The sequence below is a fragment of the Actinomyces urogenitalis genome, assembly GCF_002861525.1.
Lineage (GTDB): Bacteria > Actinomycetota > Actinomycetes > Actinomycetales > Actinomycetaceae > Actinomyces > Actinomyces urogenitalis.
Window position 1 is genome coordinate 100,045 of record NZ_PKHA01000006.1, and the last position, 25,701, is coordinate 125,745.

The following is a 25,701-nucleotide window of genomic DNA, read 5'->3' on the forward strand; positions in this document are numbered from 1 at the left end:
CTCGCCTGCCTGCGCCCTGACCTCCCCTGCGCCACGCACGCCGGCTCGCCGCGTGCGCGCTGGCCTGGCCGGGGTGGCGGCGCTGGTGGCTTGCGTCCTGGCGGCCTGTGGTGGCGTCACGCCGTCCTCGGCCCCCAAGGCCGTGGCAGCCAGCGGGTCACCGGCCGCGGTCCCCGCGGGGCTGGAGCAGTTCTATGACCAGCAGCTGCAGTGGTACCCCTGCGATGACGGCGACGACGTCGAGCAGACCGAGGACGGGACCTTCCTGTGCGCCGTGGCCGAGGTTCCCCTGGACTACTCCGACCCTGCCGGGCAGACGATCCAGATCGCGCTGAAGAAGCGTCCGGCCACCAAGGAGGCCGTGGGTGCGCTCTTCGTCAACCCGGGCGGTCCCGGCGGCAGCGGGCTGACCCTGGTGGACTCGGTGGACGGACACTTCTCTGACGACCTCATCGCGGCCTACGACGTCATTGGATTCGACCCACGAGGCGTGGGGGCGTCCACTGCCGTGGACTGCCTGACCGATGCCGAGCTCGATGCGGACCGCTCCGGACAGGGGCAGACGCCGGCCGCTGATCTCAGCGCTGAGCAGGCCCAGGCGCAGCTGGTGCAGCACACGGCCGACTATGAGGCCGCCTGCGAGCAGCGCACCCAGACCCCTGGCCTGCTCGACCATATCGACACTGTCTCGGCGGCGCGCGACCTGGACGTCCTGCGGGCGCTGGCGGGTGAGGAGGTCCTGACCTACCTCGGCTACTCCTACGGCACCTACCTGGGGGCGACCTACGCCGAGCTCTTCCCCTCCAACGTCGGGCGCATGGTTCTGGACGGGGCAATCGATCCGACGTTGAGCGCGGGTGAGATGTCACTGGGGCAGGCTCAGGGCTTTGAGAACGCGCTGCGTTCCTTCGTTGAGGACTGCCAGGCTGGCAACGGCTGCCCGCTCAACGGCGGGGTGGACAACGGCGTCAAGCAGGTGCGCGACTTCCTGCAGCGGGCGGCGACCTCGCCGGTGCCCACCTCGGACCCGGACCGGCCGCTGACCTATTCCTTGGCCGAGGACGCGATCATCGGCGTGCTCTACCAGGACGAGTCGTGGTCGGTGCTCGCTGAGGCCCTGAACCAGGCCATGCTCCAGAACGATGGCTCGACGATGCTCTACATCGCGGATCTCCTGGCCTCACGTAACACTGACGGGACGTACTCCGGCAACGGCGACGAGGTCATCTCGGCCATCAACTGCCTGGACTACCCGGTCGCGGGGGACCCGGCCAGCTGGCAGGCCGAGGCCGAGCAGCTCAAGCAGGCCTCGCCGACCTTTGGGGCGGACCTGGCCTATTCGGACCTGTACTGCCAGACCTGGGGGCATGCCTCCACGCGTGAGCGCGCCGAGATCCACGCCTCGGGGGCGGCGCCGATCCTCGTAGTCGGGACGACCGGCGACCCGGCGACGCCCTACCAGTGGAGCCAGGCCCTGGCTGAGCAGCTCGACTCAGCGGTTCTGGTGTCGTGGGAGGGCAACGGCCACACCGCGTACGGTCGCGCCGGCAGCTGCGTGACGGCGGCGGTGGACGCCTACCTCCTGGCGGGCACCATGCCGCAGGACGGGCTGGTGTGCAGCGGGCGGGAGTAACTCCGGGCGCCTGACCGACCGTCAATTGTGCGACGGACCACCTGTGCCTCGACCGACCACCAGATTCACGCGAATCCCATAGTCGGTCGAGGCACAGGCGGTCGGTCGGCCAAAAAATCAGCCTCGCGACTCGGTCAGCTCCCCGGCGATGGACCGTCCGACCCAGGCTGCCAGCTCCGCGCCGCGCAGGCCCTGGGAGAGTAGGAACTGCACCTTGGCGTAGACAGCCTCAAGCGTCATGTCACGGCTGCCCACCGCACCCGCCCGTGCGATGGCGTCCCCGGTCTCGTAGTGCCCCAGCAGCACCTCCGCCTGGTGACACTGGGAGGTCACGACGACGGCCACGCCTGCCTCGATGAGGTCGGCGACGACGTTGGTCAGACCCGGTTCGTCGGAGGGGACGTTGCCCACGCCGAAGGCGCGCAGGATGACGGCCTCCGGCTGTGGCGTCACCATGGCCTCAAGCCGCGCGGCGGTGACGCCGGGAACGAGGTCGATGACAGCGACGTCGTGCCGGGCGTAGGGCCGAGCGGGGCCGTCCCAGCCACGCCCGCCCGCCGCGGGCTCAGACCACTGCCACGGTGCGCCGGTCAACGCCAGGGGCGCGACCGAGGGGGAGTCGAATCCACGGAAGGCCCACGAACTGGTCTTCGTGGCGCGGTTGCCCGCCAGGAGGCGGTGCCCGAAGAAGAGCGTGATGCCATCCGCCCTCCCGCTCACGGCCGCCCGCAGGGCGCCAGTGACGTTCGGAGCGGCGTCTGAGCCCACGACTCCCAGGGGCAGCTGCGAGCCGGTGATGACGACCGGCTGGGACAGGTCGGTCAGGGCGTAGGACAGCGCCGCCGAGGTGTAGGCCATCGTGTCGGTGCCGTGCAGGACGATGAAGGCGTCCGGCGGGGTGGGGCCTGCCGCGGTGGTGCGCAGGTCATCGATGATGAGCTGCCAGGACTCCGGGGTAGCGTTGGAGGAGTCGATGAGGGGGCTGAGGGCGGTGAGCGTGACGTCCTTGCGCCCCAGGTCCTGGCCGGAGGCGCTCTCGCCCAGCAGCGTGCCGAGCCATCCCTCCAGATCCGCCCCGGGCACGAGCCCGTGGGGCGAGTCAATCATTCCGATGGTGCCGCCGGTGTAGGTGACGTGGATGCGCACGGCCTCAGGCCTCCTCGCCAGCCTCGACGTCCTCAGCCAGCACCTCGTCAAGCAGGTCGCCGCGGATCCGGCCGCGCACGGCGTACCAGCCGGCCACCATCATGACGATGACGACGGCGAAGAGTGCCAGGGTCCAGCGCCCGGAGGAGGAGGTGAGGTTGGACAGGACGACGATCCCGAAGAAGAGCAGCGCCAGGTAGTTGGTGTAGGGGGCGCCAGGCATCTTGTAGTCGGGGCGGGTGGCGGCGCCCGCCTTGACCTGGCGCAGGAAGGCCAGGTGGGTGACGAGGATGGCGGCCCAGGTGCCGGCGATGCCGATGCCGGCGAGGTTCATGACGATCTCGAAGGCGTCGCCGGGTAGGAAGGCGTTGAGCAGGACGCCGAGCAGGCCGAGCGCGGAGGTGATGATGATGCCGCCGGAGGGGACCTTGTGCTTGTTCAGGTGCGCCGCCATCTTCGGGGCCTCGCCGGCCACGGCCATGGAACGCAGGGTGCGGCCGGTGGCGTAGAGCCCGGCGTTGAGCGAGGACAGGGCGGCGGTGAGGACAACGACCTGGATGATGTCGCCGGCGTGGGGGATGCCGATGCCGGAGAAGAAGGTGACGAAGGGAGACTCGTTGGCGGAGTAGGCCGTGTAGGGCAGGACGATCGCCATGAGGGCCACCGAGCCGACGTAGAAGACGAAGATCCGCAGGATCATCGAGTTGATGGCCTTGGGCAGGATCCTGGCCGCGTCCTTGGCCTCACCGGCCGCCACGCCGACCATCTCGGTGCCGCCGAAGGCGAAGATGACGCCGAGCGTCAGGGCGACGACGGCGGGCAGGCCCTCGGGGAAGAAGCCGCCGTTGTCAGCGATGTTGTGCAGGCCTGCGGGCGTGCCGTCCACTGGCGCGCCGGTGACGATCGCCCAGATTGCCACGAGCATGAAGGCCACGATGGCCGCCACCTTGATGAGGGCGAACCAGAACTCGGCCTCGCCGAACATCTTGACGTTGAGCATATTGAGCACGAAGACCAGAGCCAGGGCGATGAGGGCCAGCACCCACTGTGGGATCCACTGGAAGGAGCTCCAGTAGTGCAGGTAGAGGGCGACGGCGGTGATATCAGCCATGACCGTCACGGACCAGTCCAGGAAGAAGAACCAGCCGGTGACGTAGGCGCCCTTCTCTCCCAGGAACTCACGCGCGTAGGAGACGAAGGCGCCGGAAGAAGGACGCCGGATCGCCAGCTCGCCGAGGGCGCGCACCATGAGGAAGGCGAAGACGCCGCACACCGCGTAGGCCAGCGCGAGACCAGGCCCGCCCTGGGCCAGGCGGCCTCCAGCGCCGAGGAACAGTCCGGTGCCGATGGAGCCGCCGATGGCGATCATCTGGAGGTGGCGGTTCTTCAGGGCCTTGTTGTAGCCGGCGTCGCCCTTGTCCTGGGCGTGACGCGAGGCAGAAGCAGGTGGGGGAGTGGACATGCGTTCCTCCTGGGCCGGGTGGGTACTCCGCCGTCGGGCTCGGCAGCGGACCATGCGAGAGGGTAATGCGGATCGCAGGCGTCAGGCAGCCGCGTAGGTCAGGTCCTGTGGTCAGAACCACGTGGTCGACGGTGACTCGTGGTTTGCACTCAGTGGCTCGCGCCGGTAGCGTGTGCTGCGCTGCTTTCGCAGTGTGCCACCTTAGCTCAGTCGGCAGAGCGATTCACTCGTAATGAATAGGTCGTGGGTTCGATTCCCACAGGTGGCTCCACGAAACGGCGTGATCACGCCAAAAAAGTCCAACCCTCTGGATTGTTCTGTGTCCCCCTAGGTGGACTAGCAATGGCCGACTGCATGGCCAACCAGAGCAGGGGGCGGAGCATGTGACCGCTGCCCAAGATTTCTCTCCACCCCTTGCCAAGTCAGAAGCGGCCGACGTCGTAGTGGGCTAGCTGCGGATGCTGCCTTGGCCGGAAATGACTCCTCCCTATCTCGTGCAATTGCAGGGCCTTGCTTTGTTGCCGGTCCGCGGCGTCGTCTCCAGAAAAGGCGGATTATCGATCTCGCCGTCCAGGATGAATGACGGCACATTATTGACCTTGCTATTCGTATGCGAATGCCATTAACATTTGCAGTGATCGGGCGATGGTTTGCGCGATCATGCGCGAGCCGCACAAGCAAAGGATTCATCATGGCGCAAAAGACTCAGGTCATTCTCGTGGATGACATTGACAACGGTCCCGCCACTCAGACCGTCACTTTCGGGATTGACGGGGTCACCTACGAGATCGACCTTAATGACGAGCACGCTGCCGCCCTGCGCGAGTCGCTGGCGGAGTGGATCAGCAAGGCCCGCCGCACGGGTGGGCGGCGTGGCGCCGGTCGCCGTCGCGCATCCTCCGCGGCCGGCGGCGAGACCCAGAAGATTCGTGAGTGGGCTCGTGAGAACGGGATCGAGGTCTCGGCTCGTGGCCGCATCTCCGCTGAGGTTCGCGAGGCCTACGAGCAGGCCAACGCCTGACTCCTCGCCGTCGCTAATGACGGCTCGGGTGGCCTTGGCTCTCCCGCCTGAGGCCGCACTCCTCCCAGGCCCTGGGGCTGGTGGCGCACACGCGCACCGGACCCAGGGCCTGGCTCTTGGGAGCCAAGGACTGGCAGGATAGGGGTATGGCATACACCCTTGTGCTGCTCCGCCACGGCGAGAGCGAATGGAACGCAAAGAACCTCTTCACCGGGTGGGTTGACGTCCCGCTGTCGGAGAAGGGCCGCGCCGAGGCGACCCACGGTGGTGAGCTCCTCAAGGAGGCTGGTGTCCTCCCCGAGAAGCTCTTCACCTCGATGCTTCGCCGCGCCATCATGACGGCCAACCTGGCGCTGGACGCCGCTGACCGCCACTGGATCCCGGTTGAGCGCAACTGGCGCCTCAACGAGCGTCACTACGGTGCGCTCCAGGGCAAGAACAAGAAGGAGATCCGCGACGAGTACGGGGAGGAGCAGTTCATGCAGTGGCGCCGCTCCTACGACGTGCCGCCGCCGGCCATCGAGGCTGGCTCCGAGTTCTCCCAGGACTCTGACCCGCGTTACGCCGGTGAGCCGATCCCGGCCACCGAGTGCCTCAAGGACGTGCTTGAGCGTCTGCTCCCCTACTGGGAGGGCACGATCGTCCCGGAGATCAAGACCGGCAAGACGGTCATGATCGCGGCGCACGGCAACTCGCTGCGTGCGATCGTCAAGCACCTGGACGAGATCTCCGATGAGGACATCGCCGGCGTCAACATCCCCACCGGCATCCCGCTCGTTTACGAGCTGGACGAGGAGACCCTCAAGCCCATCAAGAAGGGCGGGCGCTACCTGGACCCCGAGGCGGAGGCCAAGATTGCCGCCGTCGCCAACCAGGGCAAGTGAGCCAGGGTTCCGAAGAACCTGAGCGAGGGCTCGACCAACCGGAGACCGGCTGGTCGAGCCCTCGCTCTGTGTAAGTGGTGAGTGTGCAGGTGTGGGCGTGAGCGTGCAGTCTCAACATGCACGCTCACGCCCACACCTGCACACTCGCGCTGGGGACGACGGCGGTCGGTCCGCGCCGGGCTGACCTCGCCCGAGTGGGGAGGCTGGGACGCCGACGTCAGTGCAGGGCGTCAGCGTCCTCGGCGTCGTGCGTCTCGGGTACCGGCTGGCCGGAGACCAGGTAGGCCACGCGGCGGGCCACCGAGGTGGAGTGGTCGCCGAAGCGCTCCAGGAAGCGGCCCATGAGGACGGCGTCGACCACCTGCTGGCGGCTGAGCTCGTTGGCCGGGTCCAGGATCATCTGGAAGGAACGGCGGTGCAGGGCGTCCAGCTCGCTGTCATTGGTCTGGATCTGGGCAGCCAGGCTCAGGTCCTGGGTCTCGATGAGTCGGACCACGTCCTGCCCGGCCTTCACCGCGTGGTCGGCCATCTGTAGGATGAGGCCGAGGACGGGCTCAGGCACCGGCGGCTCGGGGTAGCGCCCGCGGGCGATCGCGGCGATGTGGCGGGCGAGGTCCCCCTGGCGCTCCAGGGTCTGGGCCATACGCAGGGCCGAGATGACGTTGCGCAGGTCCCCGGCCACCGGCTGCTGACGGGCTAGCAGCATGACGCACATGTCGTCGATGTCGCGCTGGAGGTCGTTGATGCGCTCATCGGCGTCGATGACCTGCTCGGCGATGATGATGTCCCCGTGGCGCAGGGACTCTGCTGCCCGCTCGATGGCGGTGGCCACCTGCTGAGCCATGGACTGGAGGTCGGAGCCCAGCTGCTGGAGCTCCTGGTTGAAGATGACGCGCACGAGGCGGCTCCTTGATTCTGTGTCGCGCCCGGAGCGCCGGGCTGAGAGCGCGCGAAGGCGCGCGGGGCGAGGGTGCTGCCGCCGAGCACCACCGTAGTCGGGGCAGGCCGCGGCCGCACGACGCGCCCAGCATGTGCCCCCAAGGTGAACAGCCGGCGACGCCTGCGCACATGCTTGGTGAACACCGGCCATGATGCCGCCCACGAACTCGCGCGCGCTCACCCTCGCCCCCTAGTCTGTGAGGCGTGGGTACCACCTGGCTGCTGATTGTCGTCGCCCTCGTGGGTGTCGCCGTCGGCACCGCGGCGGGAGTGGCGTTCGGCCTGTCCGAGCGGGACCGGCGTCGCTTGCAGGCGCCGACGCCGGAGCTGACCGCCGAGGACCCGATCGTCCCCGTGCTGGCGGCGCTGAGGTCCGCCGTGGTCGTGCTGGATTCTGACGACGAGATCCTGCGAGCCTCTGCCGCGGCCTACACCTACAACGTCGTGGGCCAGGACGCGGTCAGCGAGCCGCGCGTGGCCCAGATGGTGGCCCGGGTGCGCGCCACCGGCGTGGCCGAGGATGCGGACCTTGCCGTGGCCCGCGGCCGCGTGGCCGGCTCTGGGCAGTTCTTCCTGCACGTGCGCGTGGCGGGGATCGGCCGCGGACGGGTCCTCGTGCTCATTGACGATCGCACCGCGGTCAAGCGCGTGGAGGACATGCGCCGAGACTTCGTCGTCAACATCTCCCACGAGCTCAAGACCCCCGTGGGTGCCATCGCCCTGCTGGCCGAGACCATCGAGGACAATGCCGATGACGCCGAGGTGGTCCGCAACTTCGCCGGCCGCATGAGCAAGGAGTCACGCCGCCTGGGCGTGCTGGTCCAGGAGATCATCGAGCTCTCCCGGCTTCAGGAAGGTGACGCGCTGGCCAGCCCCGAGGACGTCGACCTGGACACCGTGGTCGCCGAGTCCGTGGACCGGGTGCGGGTGGCAGCCGAGGCCCGCGAGATCACGTTGGTGTCTGGTGGTACCAAGGGCCTCATGGTGCGTGGGGACGCGGCGCTCATCGCCACCGCCGTGCGCAACCTCCTGGACAACGCCATCCGCTACTCCGATCCTCGCACCCGAGTGAGTGTGGGCGTGAGCGTCGATCCCTCGGACTCGGACCTGGTACGCATCGCCGTCGTCGACCAGGGCATCGGCATCTCCAAGGAGGACCAGGAACGGGTCTTCGAGCGCTTCTTCCGCGTGGACAAGGCGCGCTCTCGCGTGACTGGCGGCACGGGACTGGGGCTGTCGATCGTCAAGCACGTGGCTGCTGACCACGGGGGCACGGTGGAGCTGTGGTCCACCCCCGGTCGCGGCTCCACCTTCACCCTGGTCCTGCCCCGGCTCCGTGTGGACGACGGCGCCGCCACCATCGCGGACCTCCTCACCGCTGCTCGCTCCGAGCAGGAGGAGGGGCAGGGCCCAGCTACGACTTTCGCACTCCTGCCTGAGAAGGGACGCACGCACTCATGACCCGGATCCTGCTCGTTGAGGACGAGGAGAACTACCGCGAGCCGTTGGCCTTCAACCTGCGCCGCGACGGCTACGACGTCGTCGAGGCCGAGGACGGCGCGGTGGCCGTCGAGCTCTTTGAGGAGGCCGGGCGCCCAGGCGGTGGGGAGCCGATCGATCTGGTCCTGCTGGACCTCATGCTGCCCCGGCTCAGTGGCACCGAGGTGTGCCGGCGTATCCGACGCTCCTCGAACGTGCCGGTCATCATGCTCACCGCCAAGGACTCCGAGGTGGACAAGATCGTCGGCCTGGAGATCGGCGCGGACGACTACGTCACCAAGCCCTACTCCTACCGCGAGCTGGTGGCGCGGGTGCACGCCGTGCTGCGCCGCACGCGCGAGGAGGAGCCGGCCGAGCCGGTCCTGGAGGCCGGGCGGGTCTCGATGGACGTCGAGCGGCACGAGGTGCGGGTGGACGGTGAGCCCATCGCGATGCCGCTGCGTGAGTTTGAGCTGCTGGAGCTCTTCCTGCGCAATGCGGACCGGGTGCTCACGCGCGGTCAGATCATTGATCGGGTCTGGGGCGCGGGCTATGTCGGGGACACCAAGACCCTGGACGTTCACGTCAAGCGGATCCGCGCCAAGATCGAGCGCGAGCCGAGCGATCCGACGCTCCTGGTCACCGTGCGCGGCCTGGGCTACAAGCTGGTGAGTGAAGGCTGAGCGGGCAACAGGCGGTGTGCGGCCGGTGGGCCATGCACTGGACCGCTGGCCGGTGCGCAAGAGGGGTGTCGGGGGCGCACAAGGCCTCTCGCTGTGAGGAGAATCCCCGGTGATTCCGCGGTATTCCTGATAAACTGGGCACCCGCAAATCGGACTGGAGTGACGTCACCTATGACCTTTGAAGTCGGCGAGACCGTCGTCTACCCGCACCACGGCGCGGCTCGGATCATTGACATCCGCCAGCGCAAGGTGCGCGGCGAGGAGAAGACCTACCTGCAGCTGGAGGTCGCTCAGGGTGACCTGACGATTCTCGTTCCGGCTGAGAGCGTGGACTACATCGGAGTGCGTGACGTCGTCGACGCCGCCGGCCTGGAGAAGGTCTTCGACGTCCTGCGCGCGCCCCTGACGGAGGAGCCGACCAACTGGTCCCGCCGTTTCAAGGCCAATCAGGAGAAGATCGCCTCGGGTGACGTCATCAAGGTCGCCGAGGTCGTGCGTGACCTGTCCCGTCGGGACACGGACCGCGGCCTGTCTGCCGGTGAGAAGCGCATGCTCTCCAAGGCTCGCCAGATCCTCGTCTCCGAGCTGGCCCTGGCGGAGAAGACCGAGGAGGAGGCCGCCGAGTCCAAGCTGGACGAGGTTCTCGCCTCCGGCACCGCCGCCTGATCTCACACAGGCAAACGGACAACCTGTTCGTCGGCCGGGCAACCCGCATGTGTCTGGGTTGCCCGGCCGACGTGCGTCTTGTTGATGGAGCCAGTGGGGTAGCGTGCCGGGCATGGTTGGAACCGCTTCCCACTCTTGCGACGCTGCTCGCGCCGGCGGTGCCGTGGTCGCGATCCTCACGGCAGCGGGCTCGGGCACGCGCCTGGGGGCGCAGTGTCCCAAGGCTCTGGTGCCGCTGGCGGGAGTGAGCCTGCTGCGCCGTGCTGCCCGCGGCCTGCTGGACTCCGGCGTCATTGACCACCTCGTCGTCACGGCTCCGGCCGACCAGGTGCCGGTCTTTGCTGCGGAGCTGGACGCTCTGGGGCAGGCCGGTGCCGTGACGGTGCAGGTCGTGGCCGGCTCGCCCCGCTCGCGGCAGGCGAGCGTGGCCCTCGGACTGACTGCGGTGCTCAAGGCCTGCCCTCAGGCGCAGGTCGTCCTCGTGCACGACGCCGCCCGGGCGCTGACGCCGCCAGCGGTCATCCAGCGGGTGGTGGCGGCTGTGCGGGCCGGCCATGGCGCCGTCGTCCCGGCGCTGCCGGTCACCGACACCGTCAAAGAAGTCCGGGCCGCCGAGGGGGTGTCTCCCGCCCCGGCGCAGGCGGGCGAGGACCGTGCTGCCACGCAGAGGTGCGCTGACGACGGCGTGGAGCAGGTGGTGGCGACGCCGGACCGTACGCGCCTGCGGGCGGTCCAGACGCCGCAGGGCTTCGCGACGGAGACCCTGCTGTCGGCCCACCGCCTGGGTGCGGACCGCGCCGGTGACGAGGCGCTGGCGGCCTCCGACGACGCCGGTCTGGTGGAAGCGGCTGGCGGCAGCGTCGTCGTCGTCCCCGGGGACCCCATGTCCCTCAAGGTGACCACGCCCCTGGACCTGGCGCTGGCGGAGGTGCTCGTGGGCTGAGGCTGCCCGTTACCCGAACGTCACCCCCTGTCCACCTGTGAGGCCGTAGGCTCACCGCATGACCCCCTTGAGCCGCACAACGGCTGACAGCAGCGAGGACGACGTCCCCAGCGCCGGTTCCCTTCCTGAGGCTGAGCCTCAGCCCTATGCGGGGGGAGGAGGGCAGGCGGACGGCTCACGGCGCTGGCTGACCTGGCCCGTGGTTGCCTGGGGCCTGTGGGACTGGGGATCGGCTGCCTTCAACGCCGTCATCACCACCTTCGTTTTCACCGTCTACCTCACCAGCTCCTCCTTCGGGGACAAGGACGTCACGGAGTCCTCCCTCTCCCTGGGGCTGACCATCGCGGGTGCGTGCATCGCGCTGCTGGCTCCGGTGACCGGGCAGCGCTCGGACCGGGCGGGGCGGACCGTCTTCTGGCTGGGGGCCTACACGGCGGTTGTCGTGGCCATCAGTGCGGGCATGTTCTTCGTTCTGCCGGAGCCCGGCTACCTGTGGCTGGGCATCACGCTGCTGGGCGTGGGCAACGTCTTCTTCGAGCTGGCCTCGGTCAACTACAACGGGATGCTTTCCCAGCTGGCTCCCAAGGAAAAGGTCGGCGCGGTCTCCGGGCTCGGGTGGGGGATGGGCTACCTCGGCGGGATCGTCCTGCTGCTCATCCTCTTCGTTGGCTTCATCAACCCCGAGGTGGGCTGGTTCGGGGTGACCAGCGAGAACGGGCTCAACGTGCGCGTGGCCATGCTCGTGGCAGCCGCCTGGTTCGGGCTCAGCGCGGTGCCGGTGATCCTGACCCAGTCCGGGCGGGGTGCACGGCGGCGTCGGCAGGCGGCCAGCGAGGACGCCACGCGCGGCAGCGAGCGAGGCCAGGCGGGGATGGAGTCGGAGCCGACGGCGCTGGCGAGCCGTGCCGTGGCCAGCCGGCGGGAGTCCCTGTGGGTCTCCTACAAGAGGCTGTGGCGCACGCTGGTGTCCCTGTACCGCAGCCACCCGGAGGTCCTGTGGTTCCTTCTGGCTGCGGCCGTCTTCCGCGATGGGCTGGCTGGCGTATTCACCTACGGCGGGATCATCGCCCAGAACACCTTCGGCTTCACCAGCTCAAGCGTCATTATCTTCGCCATCGCCGCCAACGTGGTGGCGGGCATCGCCACGATCCTGTCTGGCAGGCTGGATGACCTCGTGGGGCCGCGCAAGGTGATCCTCGGGTCCCTCGGTATTCTCTTGGTGGCCGGGATGCTGGTGTTCTTCCTGCACAACGGCGGCGCGGCAGTCTTCTGGGTGCTTGGGATGGCGCTGTCAGCCTGTGTGGGGCCGGCGCAGTCCGCGGCGCGCTCCTTCCTGGCCCGGGTTGCTCCGGCTGGGCGTGAAGGCGAGGTCTTCGGGCTCTACGCCACGACGGGCCGCGCGGTGTCCTTCCTCGCTCCGGCGATGTACGGGCTGTTCATCTGGGTCGGCAAGAGCGTCGTCGGCGGAGAGGCGAGCTACTGGGGGATCCTGGGGATCGTCGTCGTGCTAGGCGCCGGGCTGCTGCTCATGCTGCGGGTGGGGGACCCGGCCGGGCGCATCACGGACCTGGATTGAGACCGGCCGCCGGCGGCAACCGGCGACCCTGGCGGCTCCGGCGGCTACTCCTGGCGGGCGGTCGGCTCGGAGGCCGAGTCAGGACGGGGGCGGCGCATTTGCGCCATCTCGGCTGCGGTGAGCGGGCCCTGGGTGGTGCCCGGCTGACCGTCAGCGCGCACCCAGCTCACGACGAGCTGGTCCTTGCAGCCGAAGCGGGCGAGGTGGATGCCGGCGACCTGCTCCAGGCGGGGGAGGTGCTCGGCGGTGGAACGCAGGTCCATCACCAGCGTCTGCGCCTGGCAGCTGAGCGTGACGACGCCGGTGACGGGCCCTTCCCGGTTGAACTGCAGCTCGCCGGTGCTCGTGGCCTCATCCCAGCTGGCTGTGGTTTTGCGGCCCATGTGGCTGGCCAGCTGCTTGCCGTAACGGGCGGGCCTGGAGGTGGGCACGCGGGCCACGGACTGGCAGTCGAAGGTGGGGCTGGCAGCGGGCGATGAGGCTGCGGACGGTGAGGCGGAGGATGGTGAGGCGGCGGTGGGCGGGCTCGGCGCGGCAGGGGTGCTCATAAGGTCATCCTTACCTATGTGGCTGGCAAGGCGCCTGAGGCGATCGCGAGGAGCGGAGAAAGCCGGTGCGGCGGACCGGCGGTGCCTTGGCAGGCGCTGTCGGTCCGCCGCAGAGGAGAGAAGGAGCTCAGCGGTTGCTGAAGTGGGAGTCGAATGCGGATTCCGGCAGGTCGTAAACATGCTCTCGGGCGTATTTCAGGGCGAGGGGCGCGCCGTGAAGACGATCCATGCCCGAGTCTTCCCACTCGATGGAGATGGGGCCGGTGTAGCCGATCTGGTTAAGCGCACGGAAGTAACCGTCGAGATCTGCGTCTCCCAGACCCGCTGATACGAAGGTCCATCCACGTCGGGGGTCGTCCCAAGGCAGGTGGGAGGACAGGCGACCGTTGCGGCCGTCGAAGTGAGTCTTGGTGTCCTTGCAGTGGACGTGGTAGATCCGGTCGGCGAAGTCGGTGAGGAAGACCGCGGGGTCAATACCCTGCCAGATCATGTGGGAGGGGTCCCAGTTGATGCCGAATGCCTCGCGATGATCCACTGCCTCCAGAGTTGCCTTGGTGGTCCAGTAGTCGTAGGCAATCTCGCTGGGGTGGACCTCTAGGGCGAAGGTCACTCCGGCATCGTCGAAAGCGTCGAGAATCGGGTTGAAGCGGCGGGCAAAGTCCTCATATCCGTCGGCGATGACATCTGCTGAGACCGGCGGGTACATGGCGACGTACTTCCAGATCTTGGAGCCCGTGAATCCAGTGACGGTCTTGGCGCCAAGCTTGGCGGCCACGCGAGCGGTGAGCTTGAGCTCCTCAGCTGCTCGCTGACGTACGCCCTCAGCATCCGATTCGCCAGCGCCCCACACGCGATCCGAGAGCAGGCCGTGGTGACGGAAGTCGATGGGATCATCGCACACCGCCTGACCGGTGGAGTGGTTGGAGATGGCGTAGCAACTGAGGTTGTGACGCGCCAGGGTGTCCTTCCACCAGCGGCAGTACTCCTCATCCTGGTCGGCGCGGTAGACGTCAAGGTGATCACCTGCGACAGGCACTTCCAGACCGTCGAAGCCCCATTGCTGAGCAAGTGCACATACCTGTTCAAAAGGCAGGTCGACCCATTGGCCGGTGAAGAGGTTGATGTTCCTGGGCATAGCACTGCTCCTTCGCAGACGGGGCTGTCGGCAAGCGAACCTGTGCCGGCATTGCCGATGATGTCTGCGACGCTAGTGCTGACCGATGAGGAGCCACCAGAAACGGGAGACGTGCTTCTGCATGCAGCATGCAGAAGAGTGAGCGTTCCGAGCGATATCGGTGGGCCTGGGGTGTGGCGACAGCAACCTCAATCGCGTGTGGCCGCATTGAACAAGGCGTTGACCGTCAGCAATGCTGCCCCACGTCGTTCGTCCTCTAGTCCGGAGGCTGCTGCAGTGACCTGGAGCCCCGCCGTTGCAAGGATGAGAGCACGTTCTGAGACGATGCGGCGGGCGACGTCGAGGAACATCGGGCAGCCCTGGGGTAGTGCTCCAGCCAGGATGACCTGAGATGGGTTAAAGAAGCTGACCAGCATGGCCAAGGCATCGCCGACGGCGGTGGCAGAGCGGACCATGAGGGTCAGGCACTCGGTGTCTCCCGCAAGCACGCCGCTGACGATGTCCTCGAGAGTGAGCGTGCCCGTGTCCTCTAGTCTCGTAGCGAGATGGGGGCTCAGTCCCTCGGCGGCGGCGCGTCGGGCGTCCCGCAGCAGAGACCATCCACCGGCCACTGCCTCCAGGCATCCGGTCCTCCCGCAACGACAGACCACGGAGTCCGCGTCTGTGACCCGCACATGCCCGATGTCCCCGGCGGCACCGTCCGCGCCTCGATGGACATGTCCGGCAGACATGATGCCTGCCCCGATTCCGGTCCCGATCTGGAGATAGAGGATGTCTCGGGGGCAGCGCAGGCGCTGGTCCGGCAGGGTGGTGGCATAGCCCAGGAGCATGGTGTTGACGTCATTGTCGACGGCGACGGGGACTCCGAGGCGATTGTCTAGATGCCCGCGTACGTCAAAGCGGTCCCAGCCGGGCATGATGGGAGGGGCGGTGGGACGGCCTGTTGACTGGTCGATGGGCCCTGGCAACGAGACTCCAGCTCCCCAGACCTCCAATGGGCGCGAGGAGGAGGCCTGAACGTTCTCGGCCATTTCTCGCATCTGACGTGCGACCTCGTCCAGGGTCTCCTCCGGTCCTCGCATGATCGGCCAGTCGACCATACGTTGGCAGAGGGCATGACCAGCCAGATCGGTGACGGCGAGGTGGAGAGCTGAGCTGTGGACTCCGGCAACCATGATGAGGCCGGCTTCGTGATGGAAGCGCCAGGTCTGAGGAGCCCTTCCTCCGGTCGACGGCGCAGAACCATCAGGTACTAGCAGACCAGTTTCGATGGCAGAAGCGATCAGCGTGGAGATGGTGTTGCGGCTCATGCCGGTTCTGCTCGCAAGCTCTTGGCGTGTCAGGGCTCGTGAGGTGCGGACCAGGTTGGCTACCGTGAGGACGTCGCGGTCAATCGCGGACAGAGGACTCGGCATGAGGGGCCTTCGTGTGGAGGATGCCTGACGTGCTCACTGTATCGACGGCGCTGCCGCTAATCCCGTGATCTAGAGGTCAATCACCGGTCCTGGAATCGGATTTGGTGACGCCGATCGGGAGCAGTCCTCGTCTTATCAGCTGTTCGTAGCATCTGCCCTCATCGTGCACAAGAAGGGCATTTGGCCATGGCTCTTGTCCTCGCAGTCTTCATAGTCTCCCCGTGCCGGGGAGACCCGGGACGCGGCCATCGCGGACGCATCATCCTGTGTGTCCGTTTGCCGGCCGCACCCTCCGCAGCGGAGGGGGTTCCAACGAAGGGACTGGTCATGACGATCAAGAAGGGCGTGTCCCTGTATTCGCTTCAGGATGCCTACGGCCGAGGCGGGCTCGGCTTCGATGTGGCTCCGAAGTAGGGAACCGTCGATACCCATGTTCGTCCCCAGGGATCGCGAACCGCAAAGGCTGCCAGGGCGTCGGATGCTGCGGTCACCAGAACCTCAGCGTCTTTTAGATGCTGGCCGCGTTTGAGGCGGCGTGCTTGGCGAGGTAGACCAGCACGCGACATGCCGGTTCCGGTGAAGTCGTCGCTGATGAGGACGGACTCGCCTACATCATCTGCCCAGGACATGGTGCCTTTGGACAGCATCTGGCAGAAACCGCCGTCTCGCGGACTAATGAAACGGCGTTTGTCGAGGTCATACTCCTGAGTCGTGCTGGCGTCTGAGCCGCCGTCGGCTAGCGAAATCAGAGCGCGTCTGCCAGCGTGGGGTCCCGTGGACAGAACCTGGGCGCCTGCCCAGGACAGATCGACCCCTTTCTCGGCTGCGAGGGCATCGAGGTCAGCGAGCTCCTCCCACTGCGTGGCTGGCGGAGTGCGGTCTGAGCGGCCTGGTGCTCCCTGTACGTATGACTCCCAGGTGGTGCGCCGCCACAGGCCACGCGGGTGAGCGGCATCAGTCCACAGGTTGTACAGCATGCCGTGATGATCGGTGACAACCGGCATGCGGTCTGGGTTGTCCAGGAGGTCGCGGATCTCTGAGACGAGGGTGTTCAGGCTGGGACTGCCTAGCAGCTGTCGGGTTGACTCATTGTGTTGTGCGACCCAGCTCGCTGTCTTAGGGTCAGTGATCTCCTCAAGCCATCGGGGTGCCAGCTCGGCCTTGGGACTGACACTGTCTGGTACGCCGTCATGCATGACCGTTATCTCAGCATGTCGTCGAAGTCATTGCGGGCGGAGCCCTCCCCCCTTTCGCATCGAGTGTGCGAAAGAGGGGAGGTGGAACGTCGCTAACTGCCGGCTCCCCTTCGCTGAGGTGAGGCCTTATCTCTCTGGGTGGACGATCTCGTGGGTGCGGGCAGACTCGATGACGGCTTCAAGGACTGTCAGGCAGCGAATCACTGAGTCATTCGTGATCACTGGCTCTGCAGCTCCGTCCATAATGTCGCGAGCATTGCGATAGAAGTCCATGACATCGGTGGCGATGTGCGGCAGGGGAAGAACCTCGACTGGAGGTGTTGTAGAGGCCATCTTGGCGTAGTCCAGAATACGTGGCGCCATCGTCTTGGTCAGGCCGACGCCCGCCTGAACGGGGGTGGCGTCTTCCTCCTCGGCTCCGGTACGACGCACGATCCGGCCGTTCATCTCCCTGTCCTCGATCACGACGCTGCCGGAGGCGGATTGCATCCAGAACTTGGCTTCTGGCAGGAAGGAAGTGGTGGATACGTCCACCATCGCCTTGAAGCCGTTGGCGAAGGTGAGGCGCGCACGGAAGCCGTCGTCAACCTCGTGTCCGAGAGCGAAGGAGAGCTCGCCGTAGACGTCAGCCACCGGCGAACCCACCATGGTCAGCAGTCGGTCGACGGTGTGGACGCCCCAGTCCAGGACCATGCCGCCTCCGTGCTCCGGCTTCTGGTGCCAGTCTCCGGGGATGCCACGTGAGCCGTGGATGCGCTGCTCTAGGTAGGTCGGCTCGTCGATGAGCTGGTCGTTATAGATGGTCTTGATGACATTGAAGTCTGGGTCCCATCGGCGATTCTGGTGGACCATGAACATGTGGCCGGTTTCTTCGGCGATGGCCTTGATGCTCCGCATCTCCTGGGAACTCATCGTGGCCGGCTTCTCGCACAAGACGTGTTTTCCGGCGCGCAGTGCGGCGGCGTAGTCGTAGTGTGAGTCGTTAGGGGTGCAGATGAAGACGACGTCGATGCTGGGGTCGGCCAGCAGGTCCTGATGAGAGCTGTAGACGTGGAGCCCGTCGGCGCGGGCGTCCTCGTGTGCGCGTGGGTCGGTGTCATACACGCCGACGACCTCGATCGCGACGTCTTGCAGTGCACGGAGATTTCGAGTGTGGTAGACGCCTTGGGTGCCGTAGCCAATGATGGCGAGGTGGTGAGTGGGGTGGATGTGGGCAGTCGACATGGTGCCTCCTATGAGGTGCGGTCAGAGCAGCTCCGGTGCTGCATGGCTGATATCAGTGCCGGTAGGGGCAGGGGGTGGGCTCCGAAAGAGAGTTGAGCATGACTTGTGTTCTGATCGGCTCAAGGTCGCGACGAGTTGAACTGATGTCGGCGCGAGTTACGATAACTTTTGCATTAAGTGTGCGGAAATAAGAGGTTCAGATAGGCAAAACAGGGAGTTATGGCGGACAATAGGAGCCAAGGAGCCCCGACGCCGATTCGCCGTCACGGGCAGCACAACCGTGGCCTAGTTAGGCCTGTCGAAGGAGCGAACATGTCACTGAGCATCGGCGTGGACGTCGGCGGTACGAAGATCGCCGCGGGAGTCGTGGACGAGGATGGCAACGTCATCACCCGCGTGCAGAAGGACTCTCCGGCCAACGACCGTGACGCCATCCTCGCCACGATCATCGAGGTTGCTCTCGACCTCAAGCTTGCTCACCCGGAGGCCACGACCGTGGGCATCGGCGCGGCCGGCTTCGTCTCCTCGGACCGCAACACCATGGCCTCGGGTACCAATCTGGACTGGACGGGCGTCAAGATCGGTGACGTCGTCTCCGAGGGTGTGGGCCTGCCCGTCGTCGTCGAGAATGACGCCAACGCGGCCGGCTGGGCCGAGGCTCGCTTCGGCGCGGGGGCTGGTAAGGCCAACGTACTCGTGGTGACGCTGGGAACTGGTGTGGGCGGCGCCGTCGTCATTGACGGCCACCTCGTACGTGGAGCCGCTGGCTTCGCCGCTGAGATCGGGCACATCAGCATCGTCCCTGACGGCCGGCCTTGCGGCTGCGGGCTGCGCGGCTGCCTGGAGCGCTACGCCTCCGGAACGGCCTTGGGCGTCAATGGCTGGGAGCTGGCGAAGTTCCGCCCGGCCTACGCCGCTCGCATCATCGAGCTGTCCGGTGGGGACCAGAACAAGATCTCCGGCAAGGCCGTCACGGCTGCCGCTCGCGAGGGCGATCCGGCAGCCCTGGAGTGCTACGAGCGCCTGGGCGACGCGCTGGGACAGGGACTGGCTGACCTCGCCGCAGTGCTTGACCCTGAGGTCATCGTGCTCACCGGTGGGCTGACCGAGGCGGGCGACATCCTGCTCACGCCCGTGACCAAGGCCTTTGACCAGTACCTGACAGCTCGCACGCGACGTCCCCAGATCCCGGTGCTCATCTCGGCCTCCGGTCAGGACGCCGGCCTGGTGGGCGCGGCGGACCTGGCTCGCGCCGTCTGAGACCGCTGTCCCCTTGACCTCGGGCCGGGAGCCGCCTCGTGCGGACCCGGCCCGAGGTTCGTGCTGCCGCGGAGAGGCTCGGGCGGCGTGCGGCGTGCGGCGGGTGCCCCGCGGCGTGCTTGCGGTGATGCGAACGTGCATGAGCGATTGTGGCGTGCCTGCGCGTGCCTGAGAGGCACGTTTCTTCGACGCATGCGCGTGTTCGGCGGCGGAGGCACGCCCTAGTCAGATGGCGTGTGCCAGGGAGGTAGTGAGGAACCGCCTCAGTGGCGAAGCGCGCCTTAATGAGACGCCTTGTTGATGCGGGTGAGGGCACGGGCGTAGCGCGGCCCGATCTGCTGGGCGGTGACCGGCTTGCCGTCGTAGGTCCAGGTCAGCAGGTTGGCAAGTGAGAAGCGGCGCCCGCAGCGGGCACAGGCCATGGGTACGGCGGGGCGACGCATACGGCTGACCGTATGGCCGGCAGGGCAGGTGCCCACCCAGCGTCCGGCGATGGCGGGGGCCTCACGCGGCACGAGCCTGCGTCCGGAGGCACCGATTCGCCGCGCCTCGGCGGCCCAGACGGCATCGTGGCCATGACTCGCGCCGACCCGGGCGTGCGCGATCTCGTGCAGGACGGTCTCGCGTACCTCGTCAGGGCTGTAGAGCTCCATGAGGGCCCGGGACAGGGTGATTCGACGGCGACCGTGGTCGGTCAGCCCGGCGCGGCGCCTGGCGCGGTCCAGACCAAGCTCCCAGTCACCGACGCCGTGCTCCTCCATGAGGCGGCAGGCCAGGGCGAGGACGTCAGGGATCTCCACGGCCCAGAGCGTAGCGGGCAGGGGCGACATCAAGATCGGGTGCCAGGAGCAGACGGGGGTAGGCAGGGTGGCGCAGCAGGGTCGGGGATGATGAGGCGGGCAGCATGTTGGCCTGGTGCCCACCTAAATTGGCGGGCACCAGGCCAACGCCCTATGACGAGGGCGAGACATGAGTTGTCATGCCGAGGACAGAGGCTGACTTGGAGGATGGTTGAGCGCAATGATGTTGCGCCTCATACTGTTCCTCCGGTCAGCGCGGAGCCCGCTCGGGGGCCGGTGGCAAAGGCGGAAAGGATGTACCGAGGGATGTCTGGTACCAGTACGCAGTGGTCGAGACGTCATCGGAACGCTCGAACAGTCCGTGGTCCCACATCCCGATCTGCTGAACGGTCACCTTGAGCCGTTCCTGGAAGTAGATCGGGTCGGGCAGGTGCCACCGGTACAGGCCGTGCATGGGCAGCATGGCTGTCGAGAACTCTGAGGCCTTGGTGGAGTCAGTAGCACTAGCGAAGGGGTATCCGCAGTACGGGGCGCAGAAGTTCAGGATCATTGGCTCAGGATCAGAGCGCAGCTCGTCCTGGAAGGCCCACGCGCCGCCGGCGTAGTCCTCCAACCCAGTGCTGCATAGCGTGGGTAGGTTCTCATCGTCGTCAATGAAGAACTTGACTTCTCCTTCACCCCACCAGTAGCGATGCAGTGACGCAAGTGCGACGTAGGTGCCGACGTATGTTCCCGGTCCTTGGACGTTGTCCAGGATGACATGGTCCTGGCCGGGCCTGGTGGTGGCGTTGCTACGGCGCCATTGCGCGTGGAAATATCCAGGCCACGCAGCGATGTCATCTCCGGTGGTGTAGTCAACCTGGAAGAAGACGTAGGGGAGGTCTCCGGGATGCTCGCTGGAGAGCTCTAGACGCGCTCCGGTGCGGAAGGGCATAGGGAAGTAGCAGTTCATTCCTCCGGTAGGGGCGACGACGATCGGCTCGGAGGTGACGAGGCTACGTTGGCCGAAGCCGTTACAGAAGAAGTCTCCGAGGGGGACTTCTACGGAGGGAGAGTCTGAGCCGTCCCAGTATGCGCGTAGGACCAGATCGCGTAGAACAAAAGGGCCCGCGGGTGTCTTGTCTGGGACGGTGATCCAGATATGTCGGATGACTCCGGGACCGGTGATCTCGGCGAGGGTCAGCTTTCCTCCTGAGGGCAGCTCGTACCAGGCGCTGCCTTTGCGACCAGGACCGAGCGCCGAGCTGGCTGACGCGGCAGCACCAGGCGCGCCGGTCGGGTTCTCAGCGTTGATGGCACGGCTACGTAGACGGCCGTTGTTGCGTAGGTGATTCCACTGGATAGACATGTGTTCTCCCATGGGGTTGAGGCGGAAAACGGTGCGTTACTTCACAGCTCCGGCGATGACGCCGCGGCTGATCGTGCGTTGGAAGAGGAGGAAGAAGATCAGCGTCGGGATCAGGGACAGCAGTGAGCCTGCGTTGACGACGGTGATATCGATCGAGTGCTGCCCACGAAGTGTGGACAACGCGATTGGCACGGTTTGGGAGGCGGGGTCCCCAAGCAAGATCAAGGGAATGTAGAACTCGTTCCAGGACCAGATGAAGATGAAGACCACGAGCACGGTGAGGGTGGGGCGGACAATCGGGTAGACGACGGACCACAGGATGCGGCGACGACCCGCACCGTCGATCGCCGCAGCCTCGAGCACTTCGCGGGGAAAAGTCGACATGACGCTGGACAGGATGTAGGTGCCGTAGGCCGCCCACAGGACGATGAAGACCGCGATGATAGACCAGATTGAGTTGAGGAGGCCGGTTGCCTGGGCTCCGTAGAAGAGGGGATAGATCAGTGCCTCTTGCGGCATCATGGTGGCGATCAGCAGGATTGCTGTGATGGTGGTGCTAGCACGGATCCTGCCTATTCCAATTGCATAAGAAGCCAAGAGAGCGAGCGCGGCAGAGGCGAAGGCGATGATGGTCGAGCTCAGGATCGAATTCCAAAGCGCTCGCGGGAAGTTCACGCGGTTGAGATAGCTGACGAAAGCATCGAGAGTAAAACTCGTAGGCCAGGCCAGCGGACCGTTGGTGGAGTAGTCGGCTCCCGTCTTGAAAGAGTTGAGCACAAGGAGTAGAAACGGTGATGCCATGACGACGGCGATCATGGCGGCAAGTCCCAGCATCACCCAGTTCAGGGCCGTCCGCTTTCTGCGCTTTGTGGTGGGAGCTGGCATCAGCGGCCTTCCTTCCTGGACTCACGATGCTGCCAAGCGAGCATCGCGGTGGCGACGATGAAGATGACGATCGACATCACGGTGGCGATCGTTGATCCATAGCCCACGCGTGAAAGCTCGAAGAAGTTCCGATAGGCGTAGTAGGACGGGACAACTGTTGAGTTCTCGGGCCCACCACCCGTGAGGATGAGAATTGGGGCAAAGACCTTGAGCGCTCCGATAGTCGCGGTCAGGACGACAACAAAGATCTCAGGGCGGATCTGAGGGATCGTGATCGCCTGGAACCTCCGCCACCACCCAGCGCCGTCCAGCTCGGCTGCCTCGTACAGCTCGGGGTCTACGCGCTGAAGCGCTGACATGAAGATGACGACCGGGTACCCGATCTGCAGCCAGACGAGCATGAGCATGACTGAGTAGATTGCTACGCCTGGATCGCCGAGCCAGTCAGGCGTCTGCTGGATCCCCAGTCCATGAAGCAGCAGGGTGAGGGAGCCCTGGCGAGTATTGAGGATGGTTGACCAGATAAAACCTGCCACAGCAATCGGCAGGATCTGGGGAAGATAGTAGGTCGCACGCAGCACTGCGATTGCACGGTCACCGAACCGGCGACCGAGATAGTCGAACAACAAGGCTGCGAGCAGCACGCCGATGATCGTAGGGATGATCGTGATGGCTACGATCATGGCGAGGCTGTTCTGAAAAGAACGCCAGAAGGTCGCGTCGGTCAGCAGCGTCGCGTAGTTCTCCAGACCGGCCCAGCGCATGGGCGCTTGGCCACCTTTCCAATGGAACAGGCTGGTATAGACGTTCATTGCGAACGGAGCAGCAACAACGGTGAGGAAGCCTGCCGCAAGAGGCAGGAGATAGAGCCAGTAGGGGCCCTGGCGTGTCAGAGTGCGACGCGGGGCCTGGGTGGTGGCGGTAGACATGAGTGACTCCTCCAGGGCGGGGGCCCACCGAGGCGGGCCCCCACTCGATCAGCCTGCGAGGGTTGCGTCGCGGCCGTCGTCGTAGAAGGCCTGGAGGTCGCGGGTCCAGTCCTCGGCGGTCATGTTGCCGTTAGACATGGCCTGCATGCCGGACTGGATGAAGTCAAGGAACCCCGGAATCGGATAGTCGGGGTAGAAGCTTAAGGAGTCTGCTTTCAAGAGCTCGTTGAAACGCTCGGTGTACGCGCGGGTGAGATCGTCAGTGATCGTGGATGCATCGCCTGCTAGCGGCAGCCCGCCCAGCTGCCCGATCTTGTTCTGGACCTCGGCGCTCAGCGTGATCTCGATCCAGTCGTAGGCGAGCTCCTTGTTCTTGGCATTAGCAGGCACACCCCAAAGGTGACCGCTCGATCCCATCTGCATCTGAGCGCCGGGGAGGGTGAAGTATCCCCACTCAAAAGGAGCCTGCTCGCGGATACGCGCGAACTCCCCCTGGTTCCAGATGAGCATGGCCTTGTCTCCGTTGAGGAAATTGACCGTTGCCTGCTCGAAGTTGAGGCCGCCCAGCTCGGTGCCGACGTAGCCCTTGTCGATCCACTCCTCGAATCGCTGTGCGGCGTCACTCCATGGGCTCTTCGAGAAGTCCACTGGCTGACGCAGGAACATGAAGTCGTCAATCTCATCGCGGGTGGCACCCGCAGACACAAGGGAGTACCAGACCCACATCTGGTTAAAGCCCTGACTTGTCGCTGCGGAGGAGGAGACGGGGGTGAGACCAGCGGCAACCAGTGAGTCCATTGCTGCCTCGAACTCCACCAGCGTGGTCGGCACGTCCGTGATCCCAGCCTGAGCGAAGAGGTCCTTGTTGTAGTAGAACATGACGTACTCGCCGATATTGGGTATGCCGTACCAATCGCCCGAGCCTGCAAGACCCTGATCGTCATATTTGGCGAAGGCTTGCATACCGCCCGTGATCTTGGTGTCCCATCCGCGCTCTTCGACGATTTCTGTCAGTGGTGTGAGCAAACCTTGGGCCGCGAGCTGACCGCCGTCGGAGTTTCCCTTGTTGAACTCGATGACGTCGGGGACGTCCTGGCCGGTGAGTGTCACCTTGGCGTTCTGCCTCATCGCGTCGAAGCTGGTGGTTCGGTAATCGACAGTGACGTCAGGGTGCTTCTTCTTGAATAGCTCGACCGCCAGTGCCCAGCCTTGGCCTTGAGCGCTTTCGGGGTTCTCGTACTGCAGGATCGTGAAGGTCTTGGAGTCTCCTCCACTGGAGGCGCTACCGCATCCGGCAAGTGACGCAGTCACCGCGGCAGCCAGAGCACCGGCGGCACACTGGAGGACCTGGCGTCTTGTTGTTGTCATGATTCTTCTCCTTTGTGGTTGTCTGGCGCGCGGGCGCGCCAAGTATCGGCCCACTGCGATGTGGGTCGGGAGGAATTGGGCGTGAGGGTGTGATTAGGAGTGCGGGGTCCTCTTACGGAGACGGCGGACCTGCAGACCCGCGGACTATGAGTGGGCAGGGGATCCGTGTGGCGCTTGGGGGCCGCTTGATCTCGCCGCGGATACGGCTGATGAGGCGTTGTGTGGCCCAGGCGCCCATCTCATAGTGGGGTAGACGTACAGTGGTCAGCGCGGGCCGCAGGGCATCTGCGATAAAGCGCTGGTCGTCGAAACCGATAATGGACAAGTCCTGCGGGATACGTAGATCCAGTGCATCGGCGGCCTGATATGCGGCGAAGGCGATTTGGTCTGAGAAGCAGAAGATCGCCGTAGGGCGATCTTTTCTGGACAGAAGCTTCTGAAGGGGGCGGTAGGCCTCTGCTGTCGCCGTGTCCTCCAGCTCGATGACATGGTGGGGATCTACCTGAGCCTCGTGCTCACGCAGGGCTCGTGCGTACCCCTCGTAGCGCAGTCGCGAGGCGACGAAACGGTCTCCCCCGACATTGCAGAACGCGATCCGACGATGTCCTTTCTCTAGAAGATGGCTGGTAGCGGCGTAAGCTCCGCCGGCCTCATCAGGAACGACGCTGTCCGCGTGTGATGCACCGTGTAGGACGCCGTCGAGCACAATGATGGGGAATCGTGGGAGGTATAGGGGGAAGCGTGACCTGACGGTGGTACTCCGCGGCCACGATGAGTCCGTCGATATCCCGTTGCAGTAGGGACCGCACTGACTGTTCCATGAGTTCGGGCCGGTCGGCGGTGTCGATGACCATGCCGAGGTACCCGGCTTCCCAAGCCGCGGTCTGTACTCCCCCCAGCATGTGTCCAGCGAAGGGCACGCTGGCCACTCGGTCGGACAAGATCCCGATGGTGTGGGTTCGTTTGGTCTTCAGCCCTCGTGCCAGCTGGTTCGGGATGTAGCCCATCTCCCGGACGGCCGTGCGGATGCGCTGAGCAGTCTCAGCATTGATTCGACCCTCGTGGCGGTCGTTGATGACCAAGGACACCGCGGACGGCGAGACGCCCACCGTAGCGGCAATGTCCTTCAACGTGATCACGACGACTCCTTCGGCATCAATC

24 protein-coding genes and 1 tRNA gene are annotated in these 25,701 nt (G+C 65.8%); 10 read left to right on the top strand and 15 right to left on the bottom strand.

Annotated features, from left to right (window positions below; genetic code table 11):
- Positions 1-52: 52 nt before the first annotated feature.
- Positions 53-1,633, top strand: coding sequence for an alpha/beta hydrolase (locus tag CYJ26_RS07045; protein WP_101638205.1), 1,581 nt, complete (start codon positions 53-55; stop codon positions 1,631-1,633).
- 117 nt (positions 1,634-1,750) lie between these two features.
- On the opposite strand, the gene CYJ26_RS07050 is transcribed toward CYJ26_RS07045, so the two are convergent.
- Both CYJ26_RS07050 and CYJ26_RS07055 read right to left on the bottom strand, forming a co-directional pair.
- Complete coding sequence (locus CYJ26_RS07050) at positions 1,751-2,779, bottom strand: asparaginase (protein ID WP_040319481.1); 1,029 nt, start codon at positions 2,777-2,779, stop codon at positions 1,751-1,753.
- Between the two features lie 4 nt (positions 2,780-2,783).
- Positions 2,784-4,241: an amino acid permease gene (locus CYJ26_RS07055; protein ID WP_006548011.1), complete on the bottom strand. Its 1,458-nt coding sequence runs from the start codon at positions 4,239-4,241 to the stop codon at positions 2,784-2,786.
- Between the two features lie 195 nt (positions 4,242-4,436).
- Here CYJ26_RS07055 and CYJ26_RS07060 point away from each other — a divergent pair.
- From CYJ26_RS07060 to CYJ26_RS07070, 3 genes are all read left to right on the top strand, one after another.
- Positions 4,437-4,512, top strand: a tRNA-Thr gene (locus CYJ26_RS07060).
- A gap of 420 nt (positions 4,513-4,932) precedes the next feature.
- Positions 4,933-5,262: a histone-like nucleoid-structuring protein Lsr2 gene (locus tag CYJ26_RS07065; protein WP_006548012.1), complete on the top strand. Its 330-nt coding sequence runs from the start codon at positions 4,933-4,935 to the stop codon at positions 5,260-5,262.
- A gap of 146 nt (positions 5,263-5,408) precedes the next feature.
- Entirely contained in the window at positions 5,409-6,146 is a 738-nt protein-coding gene (locus CYJ26_RS07070; protein ID WP_006548013.1) for a phosphoglyceromutase, read from the top strand.
- A gap of 217 nt (positions 6,147-6,363) precedes the next feature.
- Here the strand turns inward: CYJ26_RS07070 and phoU are convergent, their stop codons facing one another.
- Positions 6,364-7,044, bottom strand: coding sequence for a phosphate signaling complex protein PhoU (gene phoU, locus CYJ26_RS07075; protein WP_006548014.1), 681 nt, complete (start codon positions 7,042-7,044; stop codon positions 6,364-6,366).
- 245 nt (positions 7,045-7,289) lie between these two features.
- On the opposite strand from phoU, the gene CYJ26_RS07080 reads away from it, so the two are divergent.
- From CYJ26_RS07080 to CYJ26_RS07100, 5 genes are all read left to right on the top strand, one after another.
- Positions 7,290-8,546, top strand: coding sequence for a sensor histidine kinase (locus CYJ26_RS07080; protein ID WP_006548015.1), 1,257 nt, complete (start codon positions 7,290-7,292; stop codon positions 8,544-8,546).
- Positions 8,543-9,247, top strand: coding sequence for a response regulator transcription factor (locus tag CYJ26_RS07085; protein WP_006548016.1), 705 nt, complete (start codon positions 8,543-8,545; stop codon positions 9,245-9,247). The genes CYJ26_RS07080 and CYJ26_RS07085 overlap by 4 nt, the downstream gene beginning before the upstream one ends.
- A gap of 171 nt (positions 9,248-9,418) precedes the next feature.
- A complete protein-coding gene (locus CYJ26_RS07090) occupies positions 9,419-9,913 on the top strand; it encodes a CarD family transcriptional regulator (RefSeq protein WP_006548017.1) in 495 nt (164 codons plus the stop codon).
- A gap of 112 nt (positions 9,914-10,025) precedes the next feature.
- Positions 10,026-10,856, top strand: a complete 831-nt coding sequence (locus tag CYJ26_RS07095; protein ID WP_048681553.1) for an IspD/TarI family cytidylyltransferase — start codon at positions 10,026-10,028, stop codon at positions 10,854-10,856.
- A gap of 58 nt (positions 10,857-10,914) precedes the next feature.
- On the top strand, positions 10,915-12,432 hold the full coding sequence (locus CYJ26_RS07100) for an MFS transporter (protein ID WP_006548019.1): 1,518 nt from the start codon (positions 10,915-10,917) through the stop codon (positions 12,430-12,432).
- A 44-nt stretch (positions 12,433-12,476) separates the two neighbouring features.
- Here the strand turns inward: CYJ26_RS07100 and CYJ26_RS07105 are convergent, their stop codons facing one another.
- The 5 genes from CYJ26_RS07105 to CYJ26_RS07125 all read right to left on the bottom strand — a co-directional run bounded on the left by CYJ26_RS07105 (position 12,477) and on the right by CYJ26_RS07125 (position 17,950).
- Positions 12,477-12,980 (bottom strand): DUF2218 domain-containing protein, encoded by a 504-nt coding sequence (locus tag CYJ26_RS07105; RefSeq protein WP_006548020.1) that lies wholly within the window; start codon positions 12,978-12,980, stop codon positions 12,477-12,479.
- Between the two features lie 127 nt (positions 12,981-13,107).
- Entirely contained in the window at positions 13,108-14,115 is a 1,008-nt protein-coding gene (locus tag CYJ26_RS07110) for a sugar phosphate isomerase/epimerase family protein (protein WP_006548021.1), read from the bottom strand.
- Between the two features lie 188 nt (positions 14,116-14,303).
- Entirely contained in the window at positions 14,304-15,425 is a 1,122-nt protein-coding gene (locus CYJ26_RS07115; RefSeq protein WP_161800695.1) for an ROK family protein, read from the bottom strand.
- Positions 15,426-15,901: 476 nt separating this feature from the next.
- Positions 15,902-16,726, bottom strand: coding sequence for a prolyl oligopeptidase family protein (locus CYJ26_RS11250; protein ID WP_006548024.1), 825 nt, complete (start codon positions 16,724-16,726; stop codon positions 15,902-15,904).
- Positions 16,727-16,852: 126 nt separating this feature from the next.
- Complete coding sequence (locus CYJ26_RS07125; protein WP_006548025.1) at positions 16,853-17,950, bottom strand: Gfo/Idh/MocA family oxidoreductase; 1,098 nt, start codon at positions 17,948-17,950, stop codon at positions 16,853-16,855.
- Between the two features lie 312 nt (positions 17,951-18,262).
- Here CYJ26_RS07125 and CYJ26_RS07130 point away from each other — a divergent pair, with 312 nt between their 5' ends.
- A complete protein-coding gene (locus CYJ26_RS07130) occupies positions 18,263-19,210 on the top strand; it encodes an ROK family glucokinase (RefSeq protein WP_006548026.1) in 948 nt (315 codons plus the stop codon).
- A 281-nt stretch (positions 19,211-19,491) separates the two neighbouring features.
- Here CYJ26_RS07130 and CYJ26_RS07135 read toward each other — a convergent pair whose 3' ends face one another.
- The 7 genes from CYJ26_RS07135 to CYJ26_RS10850 all read right to left on the bottom strand — a co-directional run bounded on the left by CYJ26_RS07135 (position 19,492) and on the right by CYJ26_RS10850 (position 25,679).
- Positions 19,492-20,010, bottom strand: coding sequence for a SprT-like domain-containing protein (locus CYJ26_RS07135; RefSeq protein WP_048780396.1), 519 nt, complete (start codon positions 20,008-20,010; stop codon positions 19,492-19,494).
- Between the two features lie 250 nt (positions 20,011-20,260).
- Complete coding sequence (locus CYJ26_RS07140) at positions 20,261-21,358, bottom strand: glycoside hydrolase family 172 protein (protein WP_101638194.1); 1,098 nt, start codon at positions 21,356-21,358, stop codon at positions 20,261-20,263.
- A gap of 36 nt (positions 21,359-21,394) precedes the next feature.
- Entirely contained in the window at positions 21,395-22,243 is an 849-nt protein-coding gene (locus CYJ26_RS07145; RefSeq protein ID WP_101638195.1) for a carbohydrate ABC transporter permease, read from the bottom strand.
- A complete protein-coding gene (locus CYJ26_RS07150; RefSeq protein WP_101638196.1) occupies positions 22,243-23,172 on the bottom strand; it encodes a carbohydrate ABC transporter permease in 930 nt (309 codons plus the stop codon). The genes CYJ26_RS07145 and CYJ26_RS07150 overlap by 1 nt, the downstream gene beginning before the upstream one ends.
- A gap of 48 nt (positions 23,173-23,220) precedes the next feature.
- A complete protein-coding gene (locus CYJ26_RS07155; RefSeq protein ID WP_101638197.1) occupies positions 23,221-24,540 on the bottom strand; it encodes an ABC transporter substrate-binding protein in 1,320 nt (439 codons plus the stop codon).
- A gap of 112 nt (positions 24,541-24,652) precedes the next feature.
- Entirely contained in the window at positions 24,653-25,246 is a 594-nt protein-coding gene (locus tag CYJ26_RS11255) for a substrate-binding domain-containing protein (RefSeq protein ID WP_219619543.1), read from the bottom strand.
- A complete protein-coding gene (locus CYJ26_RS10850) occupies positions 25,194-25,679 on the bottom strand; it encodes a LacI family DNA-binding transcriptional regulator (protein ID WP_219619544.1) in 486 nt (161 codons plus the stop codon). Before CYJ26_RS10850 ends, CYJ26_RS11255 begins: the two co-directional genes overlap by 53 nt.
- Between the last annotated feature and the right edge of the window lie 22 nt (positions 25,680-25,701).